The organism is Nitratireductor aestuarii (genome assembly GCF_014641695.1).
In the GTDB taxonomy this organism is placed as follows: Bacteria; Pseudomonadota; Alphaproteobacteria; order Rhizobiales; family Rhizobiaceae; genus Chelativorans; species Chelativorans aestuarii.
Window position 1 is genome coordinate 139,716 of the sequence record NZ_BMIF01000006.1, and the last position, 10,659, is coordinate 150,374.

10 protein-coding genes are annotated in these 10,659 nt (G+C 61.0%); 5 read left to right on the forward strand and 5 right to left on the reverse strand.

Annotated elements, in window-relative coordinates:
* Window positions 1-27 precede the first annotated feature (27 nt).
* Together IEX27_RS11280 and IEX27_RS11285 are read right to left on the reverse strand one after the other, a co-directional pair.
* Window positions 28-1,011 (reverse strand): quinone oxidoreductase family protein, encoded by a 984-nt coding sequence (locus IEX27_RS11280; RefSeq protein ID WP_188721155.1) that lies wholly within the window; start codon window positions 1,009-1,011, stop codon window positions 28-30.
* A 137-nt stretch (window positions 1,012-1,148) separates the two neighbouring features.
* A complete protein-coding gene (locus IEX27_RS11285) occupies window positions 1,149-2,312 on the reverse strand; it encodes a glycosyltransferase (RefSeq protein ID WP_188721156.1) in 1,164 nt (387 codons plus the stop codon).
* A gap of 160 nt (window positions 2,313-2,472) precedes the next feature.
* Here IEX27_RS11285 and IEX27_RS11290 point away from each other — a divergent pair, with 160 nt between their 5' ends.
* From IEX27_RS11290 to IEX27_RS11310, 5 genes are all read left to right on the forward strand, one after another.
* Window positions 2,473-3,039 carry a DUF2585 family protein gene (locus IEX27_RS11290; protein ID WP_188721157.1) on the forward strand — a complete coding sequence of 189 codons (567 nt, stop codon included), beginning with the start codon at window positions 2,473-2,475 and terminating at the stop codon, window positions 3,037-3,039.
* A gap of 292 nt (window positions 3,040-3,331) precedes the next feature.
* Entirely contained in the window at window positions 3,332-4,255 is a 924-nt protein-coding gene (locus IEX27_RS11295; RefSeq protein ID WP_210315528.1) for a polyprenyl synthetase family protein, read from the forward strand.
* Window positions 4,245-5,183 carry an ABC transporter ATP-binding protein gene (locus tag IEX27_RS11300; RefSeq protein WP_188721158.1) on the forward strand — a complete coding sequence of 313 codons (939 nt, stop codon included), beginning with the start codon at window positions 4,245-4,247 and terminating at the stop codon, window positions 5,181-5,183. The genes IEX27_RS11295 and IEX27_RS11300 overlap by 11 nt, the downstream gene beginning before the upstream one ends.
* Window positions 5,180-6,385 carry an ABC transporter permease gene (locus IEX27_RS11305; protein ID WP_188721159.1) on the forward strand — a complete coding sequence of 402 codons (1,206 nt, stop codon included), beginning with the start codon at window positions 5,180-5,182 and terminating at the stop codon, window positions 6,383-6,385. Before IEX27_RS11300 ends, IEX27_RS11305 begins: the two co-directional genes overlap by 4 nt.
* An 18-nt stretch (window positions 6,386-6,403) precedes the next feature.
* Window positions 6,404-6,937, forward strand: a complete 534-nt coding sequence (locus IEX27_RS11310) for a sterol desaturase family protein (RefSeq protein WP_188721160.1) — start codon at window positions 6,404-6,406, stop codon at window positions 6,935-6,937.
* Here IEX27_RS11310 and IEX27_RS11315 read toward each other — a convergent pair whose 3' ends face one another.
* The 3 genes from IEX27_RS11315 to crtY are packed head-to-tail and all read right to left on the reverse strand — an operon-like array spanning window position 6,938 to window position 10,529.
* Window positions 6,938-7,864, reverse strand: a complete 927-nt coding sequence (locus tag IEX27_RS11315) for a phytoene/squalene synthase family protein (protein WP_188721161.1) — start codon at window positions 7,862-7,864, stop codon at window positions 6,938-6,940.
* Window positions 7,861-9,351 (reverse strand): phytoene desaturase, encoded by a 1,491-nt coding sequence (locus IEX27_RS11320; RefSeq protein WP_188721162.1) that lies wholly within the window; start codon window positions 9,349-9,351, stop codon window positions 7,861-7,863. The genes IEX27_RS11315 and IEX27_RS11320 overlap by 4 nt, the downstream gene beginning before the upstream one ends.
* A complete protein-coding gene (gene crtY / locus IEX27_RS11325; protein WP_188721163.1) occupies window positions 9,348-10,529 on the reverse strand; it encodes a lycopene beta-cyclase CrtY in 1,182 nt (393 codons plus the stop codon). Before crtY ends, IEX27_RS11320 begins: the two co-directional genes overlap by 4 nt.
* Between the last annotated feature and the right edge of the window lie 130 nt (window positions 10,530-10,659).

Below are 10,659 nucleotides of genomic sequence, written 5' to 3' on the forward strand. Positions count from 1 at the left end.
GGTTTCTCGCCGTCCCAAACGGAAAACCTACTCCGCCACCTTCAATAAAAGCTTTCCCGCAACCTGACGGGAAAGAAGGCGGTCATACATCTCGTGCACCTTCTCCAGAGGGTAAACGCCTTCGACCGGCACTTTCAGGCTGCCATCGGCGATCCTCGATACGACCGCCTCAACCGCGTTGCGCGAGAGGTCCGAACGAAAATCTATGTGGCCCAGATGGAAGCGGGTAAACGTCAGCGAGCGGCGAACAAGACGTTCCCAAAGGTTTGGATAAGGCCTGCCTTCTGCTTCACCGAAACTGACGACATGGCCGAGCGGGCGGATAGCGTCGAAGGATTTGTCGAGAATACTGCCGCCAGTGGAATCGATGACCTTGTCGACACCGCGGCCTTCCGTCATCTCAAGAACGACCTGAACAAAGTCTTCCTCGTTGCGGTTCACGACGCGCGCTGCACCATATTCAAGCGGGCGCTTCTCCTTGCCAGCCGTGCCGATGGTGCCGATCACAGTTGCCCCCGCCTGATGCGCGAGCTGGGTCAGGTAGAGGCCAACGCCGCCGCCAATCGCATGGATCAGGACAACGTCATCCGGCTTGAGGGTAGAGACTGTGTGGAGCATATGCCAGGCAGTCAGCGCCTGTATGTAGAACGCAGCTCCGGTATCAGTCCCGACATTGTCTGGAAGATGGATCAGACGCTCGCTCGGAATGGTGCAGAATTCAGCAAACCCGCCCGCATCTTCCGAAAAGCCGGCAACGCGATCACCCACCGAAACATCGTCAACACCTTCGCCGATCGCCGTCACCGTCCCGCCAATTTCCAGTCCGGCAACGAGGGGATAGCCTTTCGGATGCGGGTAGCTGCCGACACGCATCATCGTGTCCGCATAGTTGCACCCGCCATACTCAACCCTCACGAGCGCCTCGCCGGGGCTGGGGTGGGGAACAGGAACATCGGTGACGACCATGTTCTCTTCCTCGCCGCCAGGCGGATTGATCAGAACTGCGCGCATAGTTTGCCCTTCCATTTATTGCATGACGCGAGAGCGCGCGGGTTCCCCTTATGTTTATGTATGGAAATAGATATCCGGCCCTCTGCGCGCTCAGAGTTGCGCAAGGCAGAGGGTGAGTCAATATAAATCCAGATGGATCAATTTGCTTTTGACCAGCCTGTAGGCTCAGGCGCTGACCAACGCTCGATGCTGTTCACAGTCTCTGCCAAACCGCCGCTGGAAGCGATGGCGTCGCTTGCCGCCCTGGACCGCTCGGCGTAAGCAGGATCGGTCAGAAGTCTTTGGAGAGCCTCTTCAACGCGCTTCGGCGAGAGACGCCGAGGCGACAGCTTGATGCCAACACCATGGTGCACGATCCTCGCAGCCAGACCCGGCTGATCGAAGGCAATCGGAAGCACAAGCATCGGCTTGCCAGCCTCCAGAGCATCGAGCACCGTGTTCTGTCCGCCATGCGTCACGCAAACGTCTGCCTGCGCAAGGACATCCCGCTGGGGAACGAAATCCACCGCCCATGTCGCGCCAAGACGTTCCGCCTGACCGGGTGTCAGACCTCCGCAATGGGCGACCATCAATTGTGCGTTCAGGCGGTGGCATGCCCGCGCGACAGCTTCGAAAATCGCATACCGATGCCCCTGCAATGTTCCGAGCGACATGAAGACAAAGGGACGAGCCCGATCGATGTCCAGCGCGAAGGGCTTTAACGGTGGCGGATCTCGCAACGGACCAACCTGAAGGAGAGGCCGGGCCGACGGGGCGCGCGGGAAGTCAAGCGCGCCCGGCAATTGCGCGATTGTGCCAATAGGGGAGAGGCAATCCTCCAGTGTCTGGAGACCGGAGAGGCCGAACCGCGCTGCCCAACGCCTGATCGTGGCTCGCTGCGCCCGCAAGAGCAGGCTCGCGACCATCTCGCCTCCACGATTGCGTTTAAGGCCAGCTTCGTCAGTTGCATAAGGCCAATCGAGATAGGGCGGCGGGATCCGTTCATCCCGTTCCAACGGCACGGCACAAGCGAATGACACGAAGGGAATCCCAAGATGCCGGGCAATCAGCCCTGCCGCAGGCTCCATCTGGTCTGCCACAAGCGCATCGACGTTGAGTTGGCTTAAGATGCCGGGAACATGCCTGCAGGTGTTGTCCGTCAGAGCCGCTGAATCCGAAACGGTCCGCAGGACGCCCAAAGGTCCGCGCGGATTGGCTGCCCGCCTGATCACTTCCGTTGTCGATCTGCCGGGGGACGACGGGAAAGTGACGACCGGAACGTTCTGCGAAAGAAATGCTTCTGCCCCCTCCTGAAGGAGCATCGTCGCCTCATGCCCTCGGGCAATCAAAGCCGCCGTCAGTATCTGGAAAACCTGGACATGGCTGGGAAACGGAGGACAGATCAGAGCGAGGCGCAAAATTTTCTCCAGTGGAGCCAAAATATTCCATTGAACTTGTTCAAGCGTAAATGGTTCTGCAGAAATGCTCTATCCGTCCGTCCGGCAACAATCCTCCGGTTCGACCGCATTTGCGGTGGTCACGATTATCGTGGCGAAGCTTCTGCTGCTTCATCTGATGGGGCGGCCGTTTAGCTGCAATTGCGGTGTGGTCACACTCTGGCAGGGCGGGCTTGATCCCAGCCAGAACTCCCAACAATTCGCCGATCACTATTCACTGCTGCATGCAGGCTTCGGGATGATCCTAATCCAGTGGTTGGCATGGATGCGGCCCCACTGGCGCTTTTCCGACTTGCTCGTGGTGGTCGTCGCAAGCAGCGCGATTTGGGAGATCATGGAGAACACGCCGCTCATCATCGCACGCTTCGGGATGCTGGGCAGCGATCTTCACTATAGTGGCGACAGTCTGCTGAACTCACTGGGCGACACGATCTTCGTGCTGGCCGGCGCCGTCCTGGCGATGAAACTGTCCCGTCTGGCGACACTCGTTCTGGTCACGACCATCGAGATTACCGTCTATCTGCTCATCGGTGACAGCATCCTGTTCGGTATGTTCCGCTTCTTCGCCGGCTCAACGATGGGACACGCTTGAGACCCGAAAGTGGAGCGGACCTGCCTCAGGGTCGCCCGACCAAATCGCGCCCCACAAGAATGTTGATCATATCTGCGCGTTTCCGGTCGCCAGTCATGGAACTCGCAAGGGGGCGGCGCGCTTATCCGTTTTCTCGTGAACTGTGTGTCGAGCTTGATCTCGTCCATGTCAAATTCAGGAAGCGCCTTGTGCTCGAAGATCAACTGCTCGAAACCAGCATTTACGGAAGAGGACGCGTCGCCGCGAATATCCGCCACGAGCTTCATGGCCTAAGAAGATCGGGAGGAGCCTGATGCCACCGGAGATCATGAGCGGGGCGATTCTCGAACCGGATCATCTGCGCCATGCGCTGGATGTCCGAGAGAAGCTGGAAAGCAGGCTCGACCATTTGCTGGACGCCTCCAGCGCCATTCCCGAAAATCTGAGCGCGGCGATGGAGCATGCCTTGTTTGCGCCCGGCAAACGGCTACGCCCGCTCCTTGTCTATCTCATCGCCGAACCGGATCTGGCGCAGGAAAATGCCGCGCTTGACCTGGGTTGCGCGGTGGAGATGGTGCATACGGCCTCGCTGGTGCTGGATGACCTACCTTGCATGGATGATGCACGTATGCGCCGCGACCGGCCGACGACACACATTGCCTTCGGCCAGGCCACAGCCATTCTTAGCGCCATCGCCTTGTTGTCACGCGCGTTCGGCATCATTGCCGAACTCGACATTCCTGCCGCCAAGCGAACGCGGCTGGCTACCATCCTTTCCACCGCCGTCGGCCACAAGGGGCTCGCTGCCGGGCAGGAGATCGATCTGAACGGTCGTTCCACCCTGAGCGGTACCGCTGAGGTCGAGAACCTGAACTGGCTGAAGACGGGAATGCTTTTCGAGGCATCGGCCGAGATGGGCGCTGTGCTCCGCGGCCTGCGTCCGGAGCGCATGCGCGAGGTTCGTATCTTTGCGCGCCATCTGGGTCTGGCATTCCAGACAGCCGACGACCTGCTCGACGTGTTCGGGGATGCCGAGGGAGCAGGCAAGGACGTCAACAAGGATGCCGGGAAGCCGACCATCGTCACGCTTCATGGCGCCGGACACGCCCACATGACGTGCCGACAGCATGTGGAAGCTGCCGAGCGCGCCTTGCGCGCTTCGGGGGTATCTCCCGCTCCGATAGAAGCGTTGATTGCCAAATATCTAAAACTCGAGACGCGTTTCGATGGACAATAGATCCAGACCGCTCAGCGTCGAGGGTCTGACCGTAAGCTATGGCCAGCGCGAGGTGCTGTCGGGTCTCAGCGTCGAGCTCGACGAAGGCGATATCTTCGGCCTGATGGGTCCCAATGGAGCCGGCAAGACCACATTGATCCGTGCGATCTGCGGCCGGGTTGAGCCCAGATCAGGCAGCCTGCGCGTCGGCGGCGACACCGGCAAGGCACGGCTCAGGCATATCGGGCTCGCACCGCAGGAGATCGCGCTTTACCCCTATCTGACCGTCCGGGAAAACCTGGAGGTCTTTGGACGCTTGTCGGGCCTGTCGCGACAGATCGTGCATAAAAGGCTGCCTTGGGCGAGCAACGCGACACGGGTCGCGGATCGGCTGGACGAACGTGTCGGTCTGCTCTCAAGCGGCTGGAAGCGCCGCGTCAACATCGCCGCCGCGATTTTGCATAGCCCGAAACTCCTGATCCTCGATGAGCCGACGGTGGGCGTCGACATCGAGGTTCGAAGCCACCTCAATGACGTGATCCTGGAGTTGAGCGGAAGCGGCATGGCAGTGCTGCTTGCCACCCATGACCTCGATCAGGCGGAGACGCTCTGCAACCGCGTCGGCTTTCTACGCTCCGGACGTCTGGCTGTGCAGGGTGCACCGACTGACCTCGTGCGGGAGGCTTTCGGCGGACGGAAGGAGATCATCATCGAACTTCGCCGACCTGCCGGCCCGCAGGACCTTATGCTGTTGAAGCGCATCGGGTTCACGCCGGACCCCGCGTCCAGGACATGGACCTTGCTGCGCGGCGATGCCGATCATCAGGTGAACCATCTTGGGGCGGCGCTCCGCAAGGCCGGTATCGATCTGCGCGAGATCCGCCTGCGTGAGCCCGGCCTCGACAGCCTTTTTCGCAGGGTGCTGCACCAAGGGGAGACGACCCTTTGATTGCAGCAATGTTCCGCGTCATGGCCCTCAGCGTCATTCGTGATCGAGGTGCATTGGCGCTCGCCTTCCTGCTGCCGCCGGTCATCTTCCTGATCTTCGCGGCTGTGTTCTCCGGTACCGGCGGGGGAGAAATCCGCCTGCAGATCGCGATCGGCAACGCATCGCAGTCGGCGTTCTCAAGCCGTCTTGAAGAAGCCCTGCGGAACGACGGGACGTTGCGGGTACTGCCAGGTGTGGTCACGAACCGCGAGGAGATGGTGCGCCTGATCCAGAGCGGACGTGCGGACGCCGGCCTCTATATCGAGAGCGGGCCCGATGACATGACTTCAGCGCCCATAAGGGTTCTCGTCGACCCTGGAAAGATGCTGGCGGGCGCCATCCTCGCAGGCCAGGTACAGCGTGTCATCGCGAGGGATCTTACCGACGTGTTGCTGGCGCGCTCGGCAACCACCGTCGAGCAACTCACCGGTGGGTGGAGTGCGGAGCAGACACAACGCCTTGCCGCAGCCCTGAACGAAATCCAGCGGGGAGGAGGGGGCGCTGGTGACAGAGCAGCGGCCCTTGTCACAACCGAGCAGGTGGGATCGGGCGAAGGCGCCTCGGCCACCATCAGCTACTATGCCGGCGCCATTGCGATGCTTTTCCTCCTCTTCTCGTCGATGCAGGGAGCGGCCACATTGATAGAAGAACGCCATGCAGGCATCCTCGATCGGGTGGCCGTCGGACCCGCCGGCACGGATGTGGTCGTCTTCGGCAAGTTCCTGTTCCTGACCGTGCAAGGGATGGTTCAGGTGGCGCTAATCTTCCTCGCTGCAGCGGTGTTCTACGATCTTGAAGTGACCGCCAGGCCTGGCGCGCTGATCGCAGTAACTGTGGTGGCCTCGGCCTCCGCAGCCGGGCTCGGCCTCGCCGTCGCCGCGTTCTGCACCAGCAAGCAGCAGGCCCAGACGGTTTCCACGTTTGTCGTGCTGGTCAGTTCCGCGCTGGGCGGATCGATGGTGCCGCGTTTCATGATGCCGCCGTGGTTGCAGGATATCGGTTGGTTCACCCCGAACACCTGGGCTGTGGAGGCCTATTACGGTATATTGTGGCGTAACGACGCGATGCAGGAACTGCTGCCGGAATTGTCGCTTCTGGCCTCTCTTGCCGCCGTGGGGCTGGTCGCAAGCCTCGCGGTTTCCCGCTGGCGGCTCAGCCTGTAATCGCGTGAGGAGAAGCTTATGGAGACTGTGCTGTACTACCTGGTTCCGATCCTGCTGGTTGTGGGAACGGTGGCGTTCATGGAATGGTTCGCCACGTGGTCACACAAGCACATCATGCATGGCTGGGGATGGGGCTGGCACAAATCGCATCACGAACCGCATGATGACGCGTTTGAAAAGAACGACCTCTACGCGGTCGTATTTGCCGGCGTCGCCATTGCGCTGTTTGCTGCAGGTGAGTGGTGGCGGCCGCTGACCTGGATTGCGCTGGGGATTACCATATATGGGTTCCTGTATTTCGTGCTGCACGATGGTCTGGTGCACCAGCGCTGGCCCTTCAAGTACATTCCGCGCAAGGGTTATCTCAAGCGCGTCTATCAGGCGCATCGGCTCCACCACGCGGTTGAGGATAAGGACGGATGCGTATCCTTCGGCTTCGTCTACGCGCCACCGGTGTCCAAGCTGGTCAAGCAGCTGCATGAGAACCGCAAGGGCTTTGACGAAAGTGCACTGAAGGAAGACGAGCCTTCGACGCCTGCGATGCCCCGCTGATCACAAAGGGCGCTGCCAGAGCTCGTGGCGCGGCGGAGCCGGACGGCTAAATCTTGTGGCCGCCACATCACCAAGCCCCGCCACAAGCAGCATGAGCTTTTCATTGCGGCTCGTTGAAATACGCTGCTCCCATGCGGCGGGGCCCTCCCGTCGCAACTTCTCTCCGATCGCAGCATAGACCCTGCGCGCAGCCGCGATCGCCCAGGCGGCGCGGGGTGGTAGTGCAGCGATGCCGGCGTAGGCTGATGCGTAATAGGCGTCAGCCATCTCGAGCAGGTCGAGCGCGGCTGCGTGGAGCCGTGGCCATTGCTCTCGATCGTCGGCGGCAATCTCTCTGAGCCCGTGTTGCGCGAGAAGCTCTGCTGGAACGTAAACCCTGCCTGCCCGCGCATCATCAATGACGTCGCGCGCGATGTTTGTCAGCTGGAACGCCAGGCCGAGGTCGCAGGCGCGGTCGAGCACCTTTGGATCGCGGACGCCCATGATCATCGCCATCATCACCCCCACGACACCGGCAACATGGTAGCAATAGTCCAGCGTATCGCCGATGGTCCGATACGTCCGGTGTTCCACGTCCATCTGGAACCCCATGAGGAGTTCCTGCGGGTGGCGATGAGGAATATCATGGCGCGCCACAACCCGGCGCAACGCCTCGAAGATGTACTCGTCGGTCGCTTCACCCGCGAGAGCTGCCGCTGTCTTCTGCCGCAACTCCATCAATCGTTGCTGCTGACCGATCCGGAAATCTTCCGCCTGCCCATGGCCAGCCTCCTGTCCGTCGATGACGTCGTCGCAATGCCGGCACCATGCGTAGAGCATCACGGCGTCCTCGCGCGTGTCGCGGTCAAACAGAAGTGCCGCGGCCGCGAAGCTCTGCGAGCCTTTCGCGATCGACTCCTCGCTTCTGGCGACGACCGTGTCGGTCATCGCCGCGCATCCGCGATCATCAGCCCTGCGGTCGCCTTGGCCGAGCCGACGACGCCGGGGATGCCAGCGCCCGGGTGCGTTCCCGCGCCGACGATATAGAGGTTTGTTATCTTGTCGTCGCGGTTGTGCGGGCGGAACCACGCGCTTTGGGTCAAGATTGGCTCGATGGAAAAAGCCGAGCCCAGGTGGGCGTTGAGCTCGTCCCGGAAATCAAACGGGGTGAAGTGCCGGACGGTGACCAGATCATCGAGCAGCCCGGGAATGTAGCGATCGTTGAGATATTGCAGGATACGGTCGCGATAGCGCGGACCTTCCGCATACCAGTCGATATTTGCGGTGCCCAGATGCGGCACCGGCGAGAGCACGTAATAGGCGCTTTGTCCGGGTGGGGCGAGGCTGTCGTCGGTCACCGATGGGGCGTGGAGGTAGAGCGAAAAGTCGTCGGCTAACTCGCTGCCCTTGAATATCTCGTCGATGAGCTCGCGATAGCGCTGCCCGAACAGGACCATGTGGTGCTTCAATTCCGGATGCTGCGTTTTCAGCCCGAAATAGATCACGAACAAGGACATGGAATGACGCTTGGCACCCAGCTTCCGCCCCTGTGCTTCGCCACGCTTGGTGCCGCGGAGCATGTCCCGATAGGTATGCACCACGTCGGCATTCGACGCGATCTGGTCGAACGCGAAGGCTCTTCCATCCTTCAGGGTCAGGGCGGTCACGCGATCACCATATGCGGCAATGCGATCGATCTCGGCGTTAAGGTGGATCGTTCCGCCAAGATCTTCGAAGAGCCTCGCCATAGCGGCGATCAGCGCGCCGGTGCCGCCCCTGGCGAACCAGACGCCGCCCTTTCGCTCCAAAGCATGGATCAGGGCGTAGATCGAGGACGTGTCGAACGGGTTTCCGCCGACCAGAAGCGAATGGAAGCTGAAGGCTTGCCGCAGCTGCTCGTCCTGAATGAATTCACTTACTTTCGAATAGACACTTCGATAGCTCTCGAGGCGCAACAGCTGCGGCGCGACCTTCAGCATCGACCCGACGTTGAGGAAGGGAACTGTCCCGAGCTTCTCATAACCCTCGCGATAGAGGTCGTTGGAATAGGCCAGAAACCGGCGATATCCCTCCACATCCTGCGGAGATTTTGCTGCGATCTGGCGGTCCAGCGCCTCCTGATCGTCCGCATAATGGAAACGGTAGCCATCTTCCCAGCAGAGCTGGTAAAAGGGCGCGACCGGCAGCAGCGTGACGTAATCCGCCATATCGCGACCAGAGAGCGCCCAAAGCTGCTTCAGGCAGTCGGGATCGGTGATGACTGTCGGGCCGGCATCGAAGGTAAATCCCTCGTCCTGATAGACATAGGCGCGGCCACCCGGCTTGTCCCGCTTTTCGAACAGCGTCGTCTGAATGCCGGCGCTCTGCAGGCGTATGGCAAGCGCCAATCCGCCAAAACCTGCTCCGATCACGGCTGCGGTCGTTGATAGGTTCACGCTTGCTCCAGGGTAAGAAACGGGCCCTCGCGCAAACAGGCGAGCGCCTTGTGAATGGGGACCGGCGGCTTGCCGGTCAGGATGCGTGCCACATCGAAGCGCGTGCTTTCGCCGGCATAGAAGCGCTCGATCAAAGGCTGAGGCAGCCGATAGAACCTTTGCAGGACGAGATGGCGGCGCTGCGGTTCAGCGGCTCGAAACAGCATGCGGTTGAGCAACCGATAGAAGCCCTGTTGGCGATGGCGAGACAGAGCCATGGCCTTGATCCGCCGGGCGAGCGTTGAGCTATCCACCGGCCACGCGTCGGCAACGAGATTTGCCAGCCGCACAGCGTCGGGAAGACTGTAGCCCGTAGTGGGGTGGAACAGTGCGGCACGCACGCCGATCTGGGGCACGTCGTTCGGCGCTTCCGACCAGAAGCGCTCGGCATCATGGGCAAGGGTGATGGGAAGCACACCGCTTTCGCGTCGAATGACTTCCCTGATCGCCCAGCTTCGGGCGCGGGCATAATCATGAATTGCGCGCTCATAAGCACTTTGATCCTGCTCCACGCCATCGGCGTAGCGGGTGTCCTCGATCAGCAGGCGGGTTGGCGAGAAGGGCAGGAGATAGATGAAGCGGTAGCCGTCGAGCTGGTCGACCGAGGCATCCATGATGACGGGATCACTGATGCCGTGCGGTGTTTCGGTTTCGACTTCGAGCCCTACAAATTTCTGGTAGCCCAGCAGAAGCGCATTGCTCTGGCGAAAACCGCGGGCATCGATCACGCAGTCGGCTTCGATCTTTTCACCGGTCTTCAGCACCACGCCCTGCGGCCCCACTTCCGCGACGGGCACATGCGGAATGATCGTCACGTTGGGCAATCGCACGATGGCTTCACGAACGGACGCGCTGGTCAGCGACGCATAGCTCGACGACAGATGCCGCTCGTAGTCCCGAAAACGCACCGACTGGCCGGACCATCGATGGGCGATCAGCGGTTCCAGCCATTGAAGGTCGCCCTCTGATACATCGGCCAGATGAAACGACCAGGTGTGCTCGCCAAAGGGGGATCCCGACGCTTCCAGGATGACGATGTCGATGCCAGGAGTGTTGGAGAGACGTTGCGCCAGCAGGCCCGCGGCAAGGCCCGCGCCAGCTACCAACAATCGCTGACCAGCATTCCCGGTCCTGAACAAGCTACCTCCGCCGCCTTGCACTGCCGATCGTTGGCGCTTGCCTTGATCTGCCCACGGCTATGAACGCAAGACAGCCGTTTTCGTTGCGCGGATTTTGAGCATCGCCGTCCGGTTGTCGCAGCCGTCAGCC

What these genes read in the sequence shown, in the direction of transcription:
- IEX27_RS11310 (WP_188721160.1), top strand. Translation starts at nt 6,404, where the DNA reads ATGGAGACTGTGCTGTACTACCTGGTTCCGATCCTGCTGGTTGTGGGA.
- IEX27_RS11280 (WP_188721155.1), bottom strand. Translation starts at nt 1,011, where the DNA reads ATGCGCGCAGTTCTGATCAATCCGCCTGGCGGCGAGGAAGAGAACATG.
- IEX27_RS11315 (WP_188721161.1), bottom strand. Translation starts at nt 7,864, where the DNA reads ATGACCGACACGGTCGTCGCCAGAAGCGAGGAGTCGATCGCGAAAGGC.
- IEX27_RS11290 (WP_188721157.1), top strand. Translation starts at nt 2,473, where the DNA reads ATGCTCTATCCGTCCGTCCGGCAACAATCCTCCGGTTCGACCGCATTT.
- IEX27_RS11285 (WP_188721156.1), bottom strand. Translation starts at nt 2,312, where the DNA reads ATGCTCCTTCAGGAGGGGGCAGAAGCATTTCTTTCGCAGAACGTTCCG.
- IEX27_RS11300 (WP_188721158.1), top strand. Translation starts at nt 4,245, where the DNA reads ATGGACAATAGATCCAGACCGCTCAGCGTCGAGGGTCTGACCGTAAGC.
- IEX27_RS11295 (WP_210315528.1), top strand. Translation starts at nt 3,332, where the DNA reads ATGCCACCGGAGATCATGAGCGGGGCGATTCTCGAACCGGATCATCTG.